Annotated in this window: 11 protein-coding genes; 7 read left to right on the top strand and 4 right to left on the bottom strand. The window is 37.6% G+C overall.

All coding sequences use genetic code 11. The features are described from left to right. The first annotated feature begins 58 nt into the window (after positions 1-58). Positions 59-2,728: a DUF2339 domain-containing protein gene (locus BM141_RS00735; protein ID WP_091538368.1), complete on the top strand. Its 2,670-nt coding sequence runs from the start codon at positions 59-61 to the stop codon at positions 2,726-2,728. A 95-nt stretch (positions 2,729-2,823) separates the two neighbouring features. Then, positions 2,824-3,711: a CorA family divalent cation transporter gene (locus BM141_RS00730; RefSeq protein WP_091538367.1), complete on the top strand. Its 888-nt coding sequence runs from the start codon at positions 2,824-2,826 to the stop codon at positions 3,709-3,711. Between the two features lie 564 nt (positions 3,712-4,275). Here BM141_RS00730 and BM141_RS00725 read toward each other — a convergent pair. After that, positions 4,276-4,866, bottom strand: a complete 591-nt coding sequence (locus BM141_RS00725) for a hypothetical protein (RefSeq protein ID WP_245763950.1) — start codon at positions 4,864-4,866, stop codon at positions 4,276-4,278. A gap of 589 nt (positions 4,867-5,455) precedes the next feature. Between BM141_RS00725 and BM141_RS00720 the strand changes: the two genes are divergently transcribed. The 5 genes from BM141_RS00720 (at position 5,456) to BM141_RS00700 (ending at position 9,007) form a co-directional block, all read left to right on the top strand. Beyond that, positions 5,456-6,304: an alpha/beta fold hydrolase gene (locus BM141_RS00720; RefSeq protein ID WP_091538365.1), complete on the top strand. Its 849-nt coding sequence runs from the start codon at positions 5,456-5,458 to the stop codon at positions 6,302-6,304. Position 6,305: 1 nt separating this feature from the next. Beyond that, positions 6,306-6,782: an RNA polymerase sigma factor gene (locus tag BM141_RS00715; protein WP_091538361.1), complete on the top strand. Its 477-nt coding sequence runs from the start codon at positions 6,306-6,308 to the stop codon at positions 6,780-6,782. Next, a complete protein-coding gene (locus BM141_RS00710) occupies positions 6,767-7,363 on the top strand; it encodes a hypothetical protein (RefSeq protein WP_091538359.1) in 597 nt (198 codons plus the stop codon). Before BM141_RS00715 ends, BM141_RS00710 begins: the two co-directional genes overlap by 16 nt. 136 nt (positions 7,364-7,499) lie before the next feature. Further along, entirely contained in the window at positions 7,500-8,006 is a 507-nt protein-coding gene (locus BM141_RS00705; protein ID WP_143090734.1) for a hypothetical protein, read from the top strand. Then, on the top strand, positions 8,003-9,007 hold the full coding sequence (locus tag BM141_RS00700) for an alpha/beta fold hydrolase (protein ID WP_091538355.1): 1,005 nt from the start codon (positions 8,003-8,005) through the stop codon (positions 9,005-9,007). The genes BM141_RS00705 and BM141_RS00700 overlap by 4 nt, the downstream gene beginning before the upstream one ends. Positions 9,008-9,139: 132 nt before the next feature. Here BM141_RS00700 and BM141_RS00695 read toward each other — a convergent pair whose 3' ends face one another. The 3 genes from BM141_RS00695 to BM141_RS23500 all read right to left on the bottom strand — a co-directional run bounded on the left by BM141_RS00695 (position 9,140) and on the right by BM141_RS23500 (position 16,674). Next, a complete protein-coding gene (locus tag BM141_RS00695; RefSeq protein ID WP_091538353.1) occupies positions 9,140-9,721 on the bottom strand; it encodes a Uma2 family endonuclease in 582 nt (193 codons plus the stop codon). A 124-nt stretch (positions 9,722-9,845) separates the two neighbouring features. Beyond that, positions 9,846-12,860 (bottom strand): AsmA-like C-terminal region-containing protein, encoded by a 3,015-nt coding sequence (locus BM141_RS00690; protein WP_091538351.1) that lies wholly within the window; start codon positions 12,858-12,860, stop codon positions 9,846-9,848. Positions 12,861-12,912: 52 nt separating this feature from the next. Further along, positions 12,913-16,674 (bottom strand): T9SS type B sorting domain-containing protein, encoded by a 3,762-nt coding sequence (locus BM141_RS23500; protein ID WP_091538349.1) that lies wholly within the window; start codon positions 16,672-16,674, stop codon positions 12,913-12,915. Between the last annotated feature and the right edge of the window lie 73 nt (positions 16,675-16,747).

Genomic DNA, 16,747 nt, shown 5'->3' with positions numbered 1-16,747 from the left:
TATAATTGTAAAACAAAAAAAATTGCTATTTTTGGTAGTCTAAATTTACCAATTGACCATGGACATTAAAGATAATGATGAGGAATTAGAAGAAAAAAACAAGTCCAAAGCAGGAATTAATGAAGTTGAGGATTTAGCAAAAAGGATTGAAGATTTTAAAAGGGAAGTAGCTGAGCATAGGAAAAGAATTAGCAAAGACGATTCCTTTAAAAATATGGACGACGACCCGCAATACAAGTTATTGTTGGATAAGAGTGCTTTTTCTATACAAGACGATGAGGAATTAGACCTGAGTCATTATCCTTTTGGGCATACGCTAAGACATACTAAGAAGAAAAATAAATTAGAAGACCCAGAATATCCTACCATAGATTTTGATAAAATTACAGGAAAAGAATACAAAAAAGTATATCTCAAAGCCTTTTATGAGGAAGATGAGACCCAAGAAGAAATAGATATTGAGAATTTAGATGAAAAAAATAAAAGAGAAATTGCAAGAAAGATATTAGCCCAAACTAATAAAGACACAGAAGAATATATCTACGAAAATATCATTAACAAAGTAGGTATGGTTATTCTTACTTTGGGCGTAATTTTCTTGATTAATCAAGGAGTAGAAACAGGTTACTTGGCGGAAGGGAATAGGTTACTTATGGGGCTAATTTTTGCGGGTATTTTTGGCTTTTTTGCCCACCAACTCAGAGATGAGAATCCTAACCTGAGTATGCTCTTTGTAACTTCTACGGTTACGATTTTGTATTATACTTCTTATTTAGCCTATCGGGACTATGACCTGTTCCCTCAATTTATTGCTTTTACAGCAAAAATTCTCATTACAGCCTTAGCCTTATTCTTTGCTGTCTATCACAATCGGTACATCTTGGCAATTGTGGCATTGCTGGGGGCATACAGCACTCCATTTTTAGTCAAAGCTAACGAAGATTATGTAGCTTTCTTTATTTACATTTTTGTTATTAACTTGCTTATCATGGGTATAGCCTATATAAAAAGGTGGCATATTATCAATAACTTAGTTTTTGTTTTTACGCTCCTTTTCTTTGATTCGTGGATGAATTTTACGGAGCGGACAGGAGAAGATGTTTTCACAGGAGGGGTGATTTTTGCTACCTTGTTTTTCTTACAATTCTTGGCAATGACCATTACCCGCAGCCTTAGACCTTACATCGCTAAAGGAGAAGTCAAACTGAGCAGTTTGGATTATAATTTCTTTTTTATCAATGCAGTTTTATATTGTTATTCTATTTATCATTGGCTCAGCCACATGAGCTTAGTCAAAGAATATTTTGGCGTATTTTGCTTGGCTTTGGGCTTATTCTATGGTTTATTGGTGGTCTTTATCAAACCTCACCCGCGTCATGATGAGAAGTTGATGACTTATTCACTTTTTATAGCCTTAGGGTTGGTTTCCTTGTCGCCACTTGTATTTGCGGATACACCTTTGCAGTTAAATATGTTTTGGGGGCTGGAGGCAGTTGCACTTTTGTGGCTGGCTTATAGAAGTCGAATCCAACTTTTTGCCGATGCAAGTGCGGTTATTTTTGCTCTTTCCCTTATCATGCTATTTACCGTATGGTCAAGGACTTACTATTTCAATGCCAATATAGATGTAGTAGCCTTCTTTAATGATGCAGTGTATGGAAGTTTCTTTACAGTAGTAGGCATAGGCATTTCTATTGCGATTTTGTTACAGAAAGCCAAAGGAAGTATGTTGCTTACTTTCACTGCTGAAACTTACACAGGTATTTTGGGAGGTTTGCTGATTGCTATTGTCTATGCCACAGGAGCAATAGAACTGAACTATCACCCTTTTACCAACAAAGACCTGACTCGCCTGATTATTGGCATTTATAATGGCTTTTTTGTCATGCTATTTTGGCTTTGGGCAGACCGCAACAGCGTTAGCAAGGTACAGACCTACGCAGAGTATTTGATGGTGATTTTGATAGTGTCTTATCTATTGTATGGACACTCAAGCACTATAGAACTAAGAAATAGATATTTGGAAGGCGACCCTGCTACCCCGCTTAGTCACTTCATGACACACTACATCAACATAGGGATTGCCTTTGTCGCTATGTATTTACTTTTAGTAAGTGTCTATAAAAAAACCAAAGAGAGCAACTCAGAGTTTGCTTCTTTGCTATGGGTAGTGAGTGCAGTCATGATTTTTCACCTCAGTGCAGAGTTAGACCACCTTGTGGTACTATTGGGCTATGATGCTGCTAATCCTGAAAGCATGGGCGAACTCTTGGAAGATACTCATCGCTTGCTTTATCCTATTCTCTGGGGAGTAATCTCCTTTGGAATGATGTATGCGGGAATGAGATATAAGATTCAGGCTTTGCGCATGATGTCTTTGGTGCTTTTCACGGCTATTTTGGTGAAGTTCTTTGTACTTGATTTTAGAAATATCAGTATGTTTTCTCGTATTATTTCCCTGATTTTTATTGGTGGCTTGCTCTTATTTATTTCCTATCTATACAATCAGCTTAGAATCATGGTCTTAGAAGGAGAGTTGGATACGGAAGCAGTCAAAGCAGTCTTACAAGGCAAGCAAGCAAGAATCAATAAAGACAAAGAAGAAAGAGAGGAGCGAAAGAGAGTCAGAGATATTCAAAAAGAAAAAGCCTATTTTCCAGAGGAAGACAGCAAAGAAGAATCAAAGTTTGATGATGAGCCACCACCACCAGAGGAAAGTAAGCCATGAAATGTTTTTATTTGTGGAGATAAGTGTTTATTTTTCCATTGGATTATTCCATAACCCCAAAAGCAAGTATTTATAAAGAACTATCAAAAGCCCCAATGCAAAATAGCATTCAAAAAGTCGAGAAATTTACAAATTTTGTATGGACAGACATTTGGCAACCAGATAGAGCAAGTCTGAATAGAATTGCAGAGGAACACAACTTAGATGTTTTCCAAATCAAGGACAGCTTAGAAGCTGGGCACTTGCCAAAGTTTGAAAAGCAAGACACTTACAATTTTTTAATTTTGCGGGCATTTACCTCCACTATTGAGCAAGGTGCCACTACTATTAATGAGCTATCTAACAAAATAGCTTTCTTTTACAATAAAGATAAGCTAATTTCTATTCATAGAAAGCCTTTTGATTTCTTAAATAACCTACATAAAGAGTTTACAAAGGCAGAAGACCTTTTACTTTACTTGATTCATAAAATGGTAGAAACTTATCAGCCGCCTCTCAATGAATTAGATAAAAAAATAGAGGACTTTGAAAAAACGATTTTCTTAAAAGATTACTCAAAAGTATCCCTCGAGGATTTATATTTTCTCAAAACACAAACTCGCATCACCAAAAAACTATTGCAATTATTTCAGAGTGTTGTCAATCAGATTGAAGTAAGTGAAGATAGCAAAACAGCATTGCAAGACATCAAAGACCGCCTGCTAAGCCTGATTTTGAACTACGACGAGGTGTTAGAAAATGCAAACAACTTGCTGAATACCTATCATTCTGTAAATGCTCAAAAAAGCAATGACGTGATGAAATTGCTGACCATATTCTCGGCTTTTTTTCTACCTTTAACATTTGTCGTAGGAATATACGGAATGAACTTTGAAAATATGCCTGAACTCAAATGGCAAAATGGTTATTTTTTGACCTTAGGGACGATGGTAGTAATATCAGGGATAATTTATCTGTGGTTTAAAAGAAAGAGAATAATCTGAGAGGCTATTTTTTTGTTTTCATTAAAAAAAACTCAGCAAGAACTTTGAGCTTCTACTGAGTTCATTATGAAATACTTAGTGCTTATCCTAAGAATGCAAGTAAGGTTGTCCAATCTTTACTTTTTGCATACTTTTTATTATACTCAATCAAAAGTATTTTTGAAATTTTCTTTACTACAAAGTCCCGTTTCTCTGACACTTCCTTTGTAAAACTTATGTAAGCATTGGACTTTCATCTGCCTTTGACTAACACCGAAGGTGTGCTATTTTTTTAGAAAATAATGAATAAAACCGCGTAGCGGTGGCATATTTCACACCTACGGCGTTACTGTGGGTGGGTTGGGTTTACTCTTTTTTACTAAGATAATAGTCCTACAGGCTTAAAGTTACATGTAGTATTGTTCATTGGAAAAAGTGTCAGAGAGCCAAAGTCCCTTTCTTAACAAAAGAAAGGGATTGAAAAATCATTTGATTTTGAGTACAACTAAATATTACAAAAACAGATTTTAAAAATATGAAGACCTTGCTAAACAGATAGATGACTTGCACGAACTATTGCTAAATCTAATCCAAATCTAAGTCCCAACCTAAAATATTTATCTCCAAAACAATACCTAAGGGGTTTGGATTTTCCGGGTTGGGTATAAGCAAGCCAGAGCATAACTGTATCCTTCTGGAGGCATTATACATGCCACCAATCACTGCTACTGAGTGGATATTATTCCCACTTATCCAGTCCCCCATCAAGTAAAATCTCTTAGAAAGTTTCACCTCATAGCCTAACATTACACCAGCGTTGTTTCCTTCTCCTACAAAAAAATCGTTGGTATGGTACAGCCCACCTACCACACGGCTTTTTTTACCCATAAAATAGTACACCCCAAGCATATAGTTAAAAAATGCTAACTCTTTATTCGAGATTTTCCTACTTAAGTTAAAGCCAGTTTGTGTACCAAAGTTTAAATCAAATTTTTCGCTGAGATTAAACTGCTTCTGAGCTGTAAACATGAGATAAGGAAACAAAGCCCCTAATTGGGGGTTGTCGTTGTAGTTAAACTCCCAATCTGGATAGAAATTAAACTCTTTCCCAACTATGTTTGCACCAATATCCCAGCCTTTTCCCAAGCCATAGACAAAATGCCCTTTTGACTCCAATTTATTTGGATATACATTAATTTGGTGTTGATAGAAAGTCTTATTTCGAGCAGTTATGTCTCCAGATGGTATATTGAAAAGATTTTGTTGAGCTAGTGCTTGTGATGCAGATACTATAAAAACAAAAAGAATAAAACGCATAAATAAAATTTGATTGTGTTTATTTAAGCCCTCAAGTTGTAATACCATATATAACCAAGTCGGGTAAAATTTGTTTAAGAATTTGATAACAATAACTCTAAAAAAGAAGATGTTTTTGTTAGGGTAGTTTGGTACAGAATCCTTACTAAATAAATGTTAGTCAAGGTTTTGAAGTCTTGGCTACGGCTGAGTAGCCTATTTATTTACTGCATTTTTTAACATCTTGGAGGAAAATTTCGCCAATCAATGTTTTGAAAGGCACTACTGCATTCTAAGTCCTTGTAATTGTGCTGTACCTCAAAGTGAAAATAGACTCCAAAAAACTTCATAAGCACATTGCAAATCAAAGCAAAAGTAATATTTAGAAAAAAGTTTGCAACTTTTGTAACAAATTAGTCGCCTGCGTATCTAAAAGACAAAAAATTAGAAAAATTAAAAATTAGTCAAGATGAACGCAGTAAAAATTACCTTCGCTTTCTTATTTTTTGCTTTGACTATCAATGGGTTTGGGCAAACAAATAATTATACTTTTGAGTCTAACAAAAGTGGAAAAGGAAAAAAAGCTATTATTTTTATTCCGGGTTTTGCCTGCTCAGGAGAAGTGTGGAGCGAAACTAAAAAAGAGTTTGAAAATGAGTACACTTGTTACACCGTAACGATGGCAGGTTTTGCAGGCGTAAAACCGCAAGCCAACGCAAGTTTTAAAAATTGGGCAAGCAGTATCGTTCAGTTTATCAAAGACAATAAAATTGATAAACCTATTCTTGTCGGACACAGCATGGGCGGTGGTTTGGCAATGGCTATTGCTTCGGATTTTCCTGACTTGCTTAGTAAATTGATTGTAGTTGATGCCTTGCCTTGCTTACAAGCACTTTCCAATCCAGATTTCATTTCTAAGGAAAACAATGACTGTTCGCCAATGATTAGTCAAATGGAGGGTTTAACTGACGAGCAGTTTTACCAAATACAAAAACAATCTATTCCTCAATTAGTTGCCGATACTACTAAGCAAGATTTGGTGGTGCGATGGAGTGTGCAATCAGACAAAAAAACTTTTGCCACTATGTATTGCGATTTTTACAACGTCGACTTGCGGGAAAAGATAAAAGCGATTAAATGTCCCTCTTTAATTTTGTTAGAATCGTATTTTGTCAATATCAAGCCCCAAATAGACGCTCAATACAAAAACCTAAAAACAGCCAATCTGCAATATGCCAATAAAGGTTTACACTTTATTATGTATGACGATAAAGATTGGTATTTGAGCCAACTAAAAACTTTTATAACAATGAAATAAGATGAATTTCGACCATATTTATAGTACCTATTGGCAGAAAATATTTCGCTTGTGCATGGGCTATGTAAACGACTTTGACTTGGCGAAAGATTTAACACAAGACACCTTTGTTATTGTGTGGCAACAGCTGCCCCATTTTAGAAATGAATCTGCCATAGGTACTTGGATTTTTAGAATAGCAAGCAATAATTGTTTGCGACAAATAGAAAAACAAAATCGCACACAAAAAGTGAAATTACCTACTCATTTACAGGAAGATAATAGCGAAAGTATGGAATCGCATATTCAGTTTTTATACCAATGTATCTCCGAACTTCCTGAGATAGAGCGTATTATTATTTCATTAGAATTGGAAGACGTAAAACAGGCTGAGATAGCCCAAATTGTTGGGCTTTCAGAAGGTAACGTTAGAGTGAAAATACATAGAATCAAAGAAAAGTTAGCACAAAAATTAAAAGAAATATGGACAACGATATAAACTTCAAGGACTTGTGGGCAAAGCAAAAAGTAGCAGAACCCGACAAAGAAGAATTGCTATTAAAAATGGAGGCGTTTAAGAAAGAAAATATTAGAAAAATAATATTCTCGAACATATTATTAGTGGCAACTTCCGCATTCATTATTTTTATTTGGGTGTACTATCAGCCTGCGATGCTTACTACCAAAATAGGAATTGTATTGATAGTTTTGGCGATGGCAATTTATATGTTTGCCAACAACAAAAACAAGCCTGTTTTTAATATAACTACCACAGAAATAAGCAATAAAGAATACTTAGAAGCATTATTAGCCATAAAGAAAAAACAACAATTTATGCAAACCACCATATTGAACTCTTATTTCGTCTTGTTGTCATTAGGTATCGCTTTGTATATGTACGAATATGCAAGCAAAATGAGTATCGCTTGGGCTTTGGCAGTGTACGGACTCACAGTACTTTGGATTTTATTCAATTGGTTTTATTTCAGACCTAAACAAATTAAAAAACAACAGCATAAATTAAATGAAATTATTAGTAAGTTTGAGAGGCTAAACCAACAAATTGCAGGGAATCAATAGGGCTGTAACCCCGCCTTTGCCAAGTCTTTTCTATTGATTGACTATTTTTTTTAAAGGCACGGTCATGACAAGAGCAGTTTATCTTTTCCTTATTGTTTTATGTCCATTGATTTGTTTTGGGCAGGAAAACAAACCTATGTATGATATATCATACTTTGGAAGAAATCTTACCCATGCGGGTATTTCTTTGGGGGTAAACTATCGTTTTCATAAAACAAATAAAATCGATACCTTACATTTAAAGTTACACTCACGGTTTTTATCAAAAAATAAATTTACCCTCTACTATCACAAAAACAACCACTTAGGCTTGTTATTTAGTAGTGAAATGGCTTATCAGTTGGTTTTTAAAAAAGGAATCTACTTAGAACTTGTCGTTGGGCTTGGATACCTAAGAACATTTTATGACACAAAAGTTTTTGAAGTAGATAACAAAGGACAAGTGAAGCACATTCCGCTGGCAGGTGCAAACTATTTCGCTCCAAATTATGCCTTAGGATTTGGTAAATACTACTGGAATAGAAAAAGTAAAATAACATCTTGGTATCTGAACTTAGGGGCATACTATATGTATCCTTTTAATACTAAATTTCTAATCAACCCTTACATACAGTCGGGCTTAACGCTTAATCTAAAAAGATGAAAAAAGCAATAATTGGCTTTGCGTTACTTTTTTGTATGCAAAGTTGCAATCAAGATAGATTTATGCTGCGAAGTAATGGTTCGGATATGCCATTATACGTAAAAGGAAATGTAAACTCGGGAGTTTTCATTTTGTTCCTTCACGGAGGTCCTGGGGCAAGTGCATTTTATGATGAGTTTGGGGGATTTTTCAGTGATATTGAAAGCAAGTATGCTGTAGTGTATTGGGAGCAGAGAGGCTCTGGAATTTCACAAGGAAATGCCCCTAAAAATAGCATCAATATACCCCAGTATCACCAAGATATTGACAAAGTTTTTGCACTTTTGAATCATTTATACCATCAGCCCAAAATATTCTTGATGGGGCATAGCTGGGGTGGGGGCTTGGGAGTTTCTTATTTGACCTATGCCTCTGATAAGAATTTTAATAACATAAAAGGTTGGGTTGAGATAGATGGGCTGCATAATGTTCCGCTAAGTTTTTCTAAATCAAGCCAATTTGTGATAAATTATGCCAGACAACAAATCCAGCAAAACCCCAACTCTGACTGGCAATCAGTCTTAGATTTTTATGCTTCTAAGACCACCAACGATTTATTGCATTATCCTCATACCGACCAACATGCTAAGTATGTTCAGAAGTGTGGCGGTTATTGGTACAGCAAAACATATAATTATGCCAATCTGAACAATATATTTTTTTCGTGCTCAACCGGTTTTGATTTTCTATCAAATAATCATTACATTCACCAACAGTCCCTTGAAAGTTTTTTACAACCCTACATTAATCTTGCTAAGATTAAGATTCCCTCTTTGATATTGTGGGGTAGGCACGATGGAGCCATTCCAGTAGAACTCTCAGATGATGCCTTTATCCATATAGGAACACCCACATCAGATAAATCCATTTTCATTTTTGAAAACTCGGCACATAGTCCATACATTGAAGAAAAAACGCTTTTTAATCAGAAGGTCGTAGAGTTTGTAAACAAATATAAGTAAAACGTCAAGTAATATTTTACAAAAAATAAATTGCGTTGAGGTTCATTATAACCAAACATGAAAAGTTTTTTCAAAACCTTAAAAGTTCGGAAGCAGTGGAAACTTTCGCTTGGCTTTCCTAAACCGCTTGGCTTATTGTGTGGTAAAAATCTCTTTTAAATCCAATTCAAAATCTACCAATACTCCCTCTCCTGAAAGTTTTTGCTCAAAAGATTGGATAATAATTTCGCCGTTTTCCCTGTAAATAAATACATTTCTGTCTTTCGTATTGATGAGCCAGCCTAAGCGACAACCATTTGCTCGCCATTCCTCCATTTTTTCCTTTGCCTCTTTCAAGCTATCTGATTCTGAAAGCAACTCTATCACAAAATCAGGACAGACATGGGCAAACTTCTTTCGGTCTTCAGTAGGTACTGTAGCCCACCTTTCTTTGCTTATCCAAGCGATGTCAGGTACACGCATCGCTCCATTAGCAAGAATATAGCCCCCATTAGATTCGCTTACAAAGCCTAATTTCTTTTCATAGTTCCAATTACCAAGCCTTCTACCAAGCTCGTTATTGTGAAAACTTGTTTCTAATCCTGTGGGTGGCATAATTTCTAACTGTCCTTTTGAGTTTCTTTCTATACGCAAGTCTTTGTTTGCCATGCAAAAAGCATAGAGTTCTTCATCTGTGAACTTTTCAAAGCTACGTGTTTCTATGATGATAGCCATAAATTCCTTATTTTTGGTAAGCAAATATAAGAAAAAAAATGAAAGTAGCTGGCAGTTGCCCCAAAACTTCTACTTGCTTCTCCAAACCAAGTTTTCTGAATAAGTATCATTTCTTCATTCACCCTTAATTCTTCACCGAATCCGCCTTTACTTCCTCTTTTTTCTTGCCTATGCCAAAGCGGTTGAGTAGCTTGTTTGCTGCATCTTTTACCTTGTCTTTGGAAGTTTCGCCTATGTTTTGGAGGACTGTACCGCTTTTCTTGGTGCTGTCGCCTAATGCAGTGCTGTCATTCCTATTTCCCCCTGTAAGCAACTGATTAAAAGCATCTTTGGCAACATCTCTCACTGTTTCCCTTGCTACTTCTTTGGCTACTTCTTTTTCTTGGGCTATCTTTTGAGCTATCTCTTGTTTGATAGCTTCTGCTGTGCCACCTTTTTCCAACTTGAACTGCGGATTATTGTAAGTTCCTGAAATTCTTAGGTTTACTTGTACGGTTTGGTTTTGCGACTGAGTACCCCCTGTGATTGCGTCTAACTTTTGGCTGAGTTCTGCCGCCATCTGGTTTTTAGGTACGTCCAATTTGAGGAAGTAGTCTATCGCTCCATCAAAGCCAATGCTTCCTGCGATATTTGCCTTGTAATCATTGAGTTTGACATCAAAAGGGTCGACAAACATTTTCCCATTGACAAACTGGGCTTTCAAAAGTAAGTCTTTAACTTGCCCAGCCAAATTATTGAGTTTAGTAAACTGACCTATTTTTTCTAACAATCCCGATTGTTTTAGTCCTAACTCTGCTATTTGTATTAGTCCTGAGCCTGTGAGAGTAGCCAAATTGGGCATGAGGTCGTTTTTTAACTCGCCTTTGAGGTTCAAATCGGTGGAAAAAAAGCCCGACGCACCATTGGCGATAGGAGCAAAAGTCTTGACCGTAGTAAAATTAGCAAAGGCATTAGGGATACCTAAGTCCTTGATAGCGAAGCCAAAATCAAAAAGTGGGTGTGCCAAGTTGCGAGGGTCATAAGTCCCTCTGGTCATGAATTTGCCACCAAGCATGGAGAAATTGAAATTATCCAATTTTAATATGCCATCTTTCACGGTAACTAAACCCTTATTGTCTGTCATTTTGTAGCTGGAATATAGGATTTCTCCCACATTGGCATTAAAAGTAAAGTCTATGTTTTTAGGAACTTCTATGACTTCCAAAGGAGGCGACTGGGCTGTATCAGGTTTGCTTTCATCGCTTATCCACTCATTGGCATCTAATTTTTGGGAAGTAAGGTTCAAATTTCCTTTGAGAATACCGTCTTTTTTCAAAATAAAAGCAATGTAGTTGCTAAGTTCTCCTGTCATGCTCACATCACTTTTGCCCATGTAGCCTTTGTATTTTTCCAAGATAATTTTTTGTGGGGTAAAAGTCATGACGCCCTCATCTATTTTAACAGGTTGGGCTACGGAAGGGCTGGTATAAACCAAATTTTTGATTTCCATTTTTCCGCTTGTAGGCAGTTTATCATAGCGTTGTGCCTGAGCATCAGAGAGTTTGCCTTTGGTTGCCAAGTCTGCTTTGATATTGCCTTTGACAGTCATATTTTCTAATGGAAAGACTTTAGTAATTTTTTCTAAATCTATTTCTCCATTAGCAGTCAAGTCGTATTCCAAATCATCAAAATTTTTAAACGTACCTTTCGCCTCAAAAGGTTTGCCTTCCAAGAGAATAGCTGATTTCTGCAAATTCACATAAGTATCTTGCATTTTGCCTGTTTCATTTTTGGCAAGTGCCTGAATATTCATATTTTCTATGGGGACAGGATAGCTTTCTGACTTCACATAACCGTCTTTCAAACTCATTTGAGCGTCTATTTTGGGAATAGATTTGAGCTTTTCGTCATAGTCCCCGTTGGCTACAAGTCGCAAGTCAAACAACCCTTTGAGGGTAGTCCCTTGAATCGGAAAAACCTGCGTCATTTCAGCCAAATTCACTGTTGCTTTTACGTCTGCGGAAAGATTATATTTGGTTAAGCCTTTGATTCTCAGTTTTCCGCTGATAGGGTTTGCCCCCAAATCCATGCTAAACTTGCGAATGTCCACCACATTTTTTTCCAATACCCCCTCTTTATTGTCTATTTCCATATCTACATTGATATTGGTAACAGGCATAGGCAGGCTTGGGTACTGAAACATCGCATCAAAAGCCTGCAAACGAAGGTTATAGATAGGGAAACGCTTGTCATTATAAATACCCTTGACATAGCCTTCAAAAACTGCCTTGCCTTGTGTTTTGATACTTTTGAAATTTTCTGTATAAATGCTTGGTATCAAGGACAATAAAGTTCTAAAATCAGTTTGTTTGGCATTCAAACTGATATCCATGTCATAGCCATTCTCCAACATTTGAAACCAACCATAGAAAGCGAAAACGAAGTCATTGATGCGCGATTCGTTATCTTTAAAGGTAAATTTCATGTTTTTCATGTCCGCCCCCAAAGTCATTTTTACCTCTATCTGCTTCTTATTCATATAGTTAGTTTTCTCGTAGCTTGCAGTAAAACTCTCAATTTTCAGTTTCAAGCCCAAGTCAAACAAGTCCGTTTCAAAGTCGCCCTTTCCTTCATGATTCAAGCCTTTCATCTCCATAAAGGTCTGATATACTGCATCATCATAGACAAAAAAGCCATCTTTGATTTGCCAATGGTCAATTTTGGCAGAAAAAGAAGACTGAGCGGTATCTGCTTCTGTTTCAGTGGTTTCTTTGGCAATATTGTAGTTGGCATCACCATTTTTTAAGACCTTAATCTTGATTTTAGGTTGGTTGAGCAAAATACCATTTATCCTAAACTGTTCTCCAAACAAACTCCAAAAGTCGATGCCCATGCCAAAACTCTTGGCAGCAAGTAAGGTATCGCCCTCAAAAGGAGCAAGATTCACTACGCCAAAATCGTCCAAAGAGGCAGTTAGGTTGGGGAAATCCCTAAAAATGCCTAAGCTAAAATCCTTAAAATATACCTTGGCGTTGATATTTTTATTGATTTCTTCCGTAATTTTTGCCTTGATTTCATCTGCATAGATGATAGGCAAAAGGATAGCCGCCAATAGGACTATATTGATGAAAATAAGAGAGATAAGAATAAATTTTTTCATAAAGATTGAAAATACTTTGAGCTTGGATTTTGTTTGATTAAACAAAAATACATTAATTTCCTCTCAACATAGTTACTGTACCTTTGAAAGTTTTTTTCTTGTAAAACAAATGATAAAAATATACTCCCGCAGGAAAATCTCCCCCAGTCCATGCAAAATTGCGGTCTGTACTACTAAATACCAAGGTTCCCCAGCGATTATAGATTTCTATTTTCTCAAACTCATCGTTACAAGTATCAGGAGGCAGGTTTGGAATGGTGTAAGTATCATTTTTCCCATCGCCATTAGGCGTAAAAACGTTAGGAGGTTGGAAATTGACATCTTCGGAAAAATCCTCTAAAATGACCCTTACCCGAATTGTATCCGCTTTTTCCACGCCACAAGAGTTTTGGTCTTTGACAATGAACTGCATAGGGTACTCACTTCGCCTTGCCAACATATCGCAATCCGTATCCCAGCTGAAGGTAGTGGTTTGCGGAGAAGTGCCTGTTACTGGTGTAAATTGCATATTAAAATCCTTGAAATCATAGCCAATGCCATTTCCTGTAATGCTGATGATGTCCCTGTCTGGGTCTGTTCCTGTCAGTCTGAAATTCAAACTTTGTCGAGGGGCTACGCTGGCAAAGTACTCACGCTTTGCTTGGTCATAGTTCAAATCTGCAACTAACTTAGGTGGATTGGGATTAGGTCTTGGATAAATCCTAATTTTTACCCTAATAGAATCGTATTTATTGAGGTTGCAAGGGCGTAAGTCATTGATGCTAAAAATCATATCAAAGTCTTTGGGTGCATCAAATTTCCCTTGTAAAAGGGCACAGGCTGTCTGCCAAGTAAAAGGCACAACAAGCGGAGCGACTCCCTTCGTATCGTTGAATTGGATACCTACGTCTTTGAAATTGAAGCCAATTCCTTTGCCCGTTATGATTACGCTGTCCCTATCGGCATCTTCTCCTAACAGATTAAATCTAATTGTTTCTCCAACAATTACTTCCTTGAAATAGACAAAGGTATTAGGATTTTGAACGAGGTCAGTACTGATTTTAGGCTGTCGATTGTTAGCGGCACGGTAAATTAAAACCAATTTTACTTTGACAGAATCCCTAAAAGTTCTTTGGCACAGACGAAAATCTCTGGTTTTAAAAGTAATCAAAAATTCTTTCTGAAACTCGCCCAAAGCCAAGTTGAGCATATCGCAAGTAGTTCGCCAACGGAAAGGAGCGGTGAGCGGTGCTATACCCGAAGTATCTCTGAATACCATGCGGAAATCTGAAAAGCGGAAACCTTCGGGCAAACCTTCTATCACCACCGAATCCCTGTCCACATCACTTGCCAATACATTGAAATTGATACTATTACCTATGTAAACGGTATCCACATATACCTTTTCTTTTTCATCAAAAGGCAAGTTCGTACTTACTCTCGGAGGGCGATTAGGCGTAGTTCTTGGTTTGACGGTGAGGATTACTTTGGCAGTATCTGTTTTCGCCTGCCCGCAAAAGTCTTTATCTCTCACTAAAAAAAGTAAGGTATATTCCTGCGGATTAATCGTATCTTTGAGGGCATCGCAGGGAATCTGCCAATTAAACCTATTTCGCAAAATCGGTCTGCCTGAGAGCGTAGGGTAACTCATGCCCAAAGCCTGCGCATTCCCTCCGCCAAGCAGTTGGTAAGTCATGGTGATGCTGTCCTTCTCGGGGTCATCACCTCTGACAAAAAAGTTCAATCTATCTCCCACAAAAGCCTCTGCCACATAGACTTGTCTGGCGGCATCGTACTGGATTTCGGGCGTTACTATGGGTTTTTGGTTTTCTTTTCTTTGTACTAAAATCGCTACTTTGACTATGGAATCGGCAAGTAAAATTTTGCAGCGATTGTATTCTTTGAGATTGAGGTCAAAAATAAATTCCTTGCTGTCCAAATTGCTATTTTGGAAAATGTCGCAAGGTGGTTGCCAAGAAAACATTTGGCTAACAGAAGAAATACCTCCACGAGTAGGGAAATTGGCTCTTACGCTTGCCATGTCAAATCCTACCCCTTTGGCACTCAGCGCCAAACTGTCGTTCTTGTCTTGGTCAGTGCCTCTGACGGTAAAGGTGGTCGTTTGCCCTATAAAAACCGTATCTACATACATCTGCCGCACAGGGTCAAAGACTAAATTGGCAGAGAGAACAGCAGGGTTGTTTTGCTTTTTCTTTTTGACAATAATCCTCACTGTGGTAGTGCTTTTGATTTCCTGCTCGCATTTCGGTTTTTTGGTAGAGTTGAAAGTCAAAACAAATTCTCTCTCGTCCTCATTGGGTTGGAGCAGGTTACAAGGCGGAGTCCAAGAGAAACTGCCCCGCAAGGGTGAGCCTCCTGATAAACTATTAGGGAAGTTCATGCCTGCTATTAAACCTTGCACGGTCAGGTTAATTTGTTCGTTTTGCAAATCTCTGGCAATCGCTTCAAAATTAATGGGTTCTCCTTGTTCTATTTCTATGGTGTATTCCTTTTTCAAAGAATCGTATTTTGCCAAACTCGTAGTAATGATGGGAGGGTCTTGCTTTTTAGGTTCTATTAACATGTTGATTCTCACTGTATCCAAAAGGGGAACGGCACAGCTATTGTCTTCTATGATAATATCAGTAGAATACAGCCCTCCATTAGGCAGGGGACACTCAGGAGCGCAGACCTGAATATTTAAGGCACTATTGGCATTGGGAATATTTCCCCCCATAGCGGAAAGCGTAATGCCTGCGCCAGTTCCTCTGACATCAAGGGTTCTTAGTTTGATAACGGTATTAGGGTCTATGTCTGTGATTCGCAAGTTAGTGCATCTATTAGCCTCTCCTTGTTTGAACTTAATCGTATCTCTATCCGTCAAAAAGCGAGCTGGATTAGCAGGGTCGGCAATGCGTCCCACAGGCGGGTTGGCTGTGCGACAGTCCAAGACCATCAATTGGAACTCTCTGACTACTTCGCCTATTTGCACGCCGTTTCTAAACTCTTTGACAGAAACAGCAAAGACAAAAAGTCCTGTACGAGAGGCATTTAGCCTAATAATACCCGTAGCATCTATGCTCAAAGGGGGATTGCCCGGAATCATATTATTTACACCAATCCCACTGATGAAACGCACTGAGGGATAAGGTCCGGCAATCGGATTAGGTGGCAAGGGGTTTTGTACGCTGCTAAAACCATTGGTAGGAGCTTTCAGAGAATACTCCAAGCGGTCTCCATCAGGGTCAGTACCAGTAAAATTGAAGAAAAAAGGCTGGTTCACGCAAGCATAATCACTTAAAGGAGGGAAAAGTTGAGGAGAGGAATTGAGAAATCGCTGACCATTTCGGATTAGGGGGGGAAACTCCATATAAAAAGCCTGTCCAGCTCCCCCCGGATTGACGATGTTATCTATTACCCCATTCCTGCAACAACGCTCCCAAACAGCGTAATAGCCACCTTGGTCAGCGTACTCATTCGGATTCAAAGTGAAGGTACGTTCATAAACAATTCGCCTTGTAACCAGACTGCCTACGGCACAAGCAGGATTAGTATAGTTCACTAAGGTATTGGAAGTCAGAGGCAACAAATAGCTTCGCACAAACCTGTTTCCTGTCTTAGCAAAAGTATGCACGTTTACATTTTGGTCTAAGGCACCAGGATTTCCATTGACCGCATCAAAATACAAAATCAATCGAAAGCGATAATTGTTCATTGAAATATGTGTCATTTCCAATTCTCCACCAACAATGTGCGTAGCATAGCTTGTAAAGGGAAGAAAGCAAAGTAGAAAGACAAATAAGAACGCAAAAGCGAGCAAATATTTTTTATTCATAACCTAAGTCGTTATACATTTTTCAGAAAGTTACATCAGCAGTGCCAATACGTTTTATCCTTATATTTTCGTT

The sequence above is a fragment of the Thermoflexibacter ruber genome, from assembly GCF_900113045.1.
Classification (GTDB): Bacteria; Bacteroidota; Bacteroidia; order Cytophagales; family Thermoflexibacteraceae; genus Thermoflexibacter; species Thermoflexibacter ruber.
Note: the sequence above shows the minus strand (reverse complement) of the source record. Positions and strands in the feature narration are given on the sequence as shown.

Excerpts from the sequence above, each read along its gene's own strand:
- BM141_RS00690 (WP_091538351.1), bottom strand. The coding sequence starts at position 12,860 with ATGAAAAAATTTATTCTTATCTCTCTTATTTTCATCAATATAGTCCTA.
- BM141_RS00695 (WP_091538353.1), bottom strand. The coding sequence starts at position 9,721 with ATGGCTATCATCATAGAAACACGTAGCTTTGAAAAGTTCACAGATGAA.
- BM141_RS23500 (WP_091538349.1), bottom strand. The coding sequence starts at position 16,674 with ATGAATAAAAAATATTTGCTCGCTTTTGCGTTCTTATTTGTCTTTCTA.
- BM141_RS00700 (WP_091538355.1), top strand. The coding sequence starts at position 8,003 with ATGAAAAAAGCAATAATTGGCTTTGCGTTACTTTTTTGTATGCAAAGT.
- BM141_RS00720 (WP_091538365.1), top strand. The coding sequence starts at position 5,456 with ATGAACGCAGTAAAAATTACCTTCGCTTTCTTATTTTTTGCTTTGACT.
- BM141_RS00705 (WP_143090734.1), top strand. The coding sequence starts at position 7,500 with ATGTATGATATATCATACTTTGGAAGAAATCTTACCCATGCGGGTATT.
- BM141_RS00710 (WP_091538359.1), top strand. The coding sequence starts at position 6,767 with ATGGACAACGATATAAACTTCAAGGACTTGTGGGCAAAGCAAAAAGTA.
- BM141_RS00715 (WP_091538361.1), top strand. The coding sequence starts at position 6,306 with ATGAATTTCGACCATATTTATAGTACCTATTGGCAGAAAATATTTCGC.
- BM141_RS00735 (WP_091538368.1), top strand. The coding sequence starts at position 59 with ATGGACATTAAAGATAATGATGAGGAATTAGAAGAAAAAAACAAGTCC.
- BM141_RS00730 (WP_091538367.1), top strand. The coding sequence starts at position 2,824 with ATGCAAAATAGCATTCAAAAAGTCGAGAAATTTACAAATTTTGTATGG.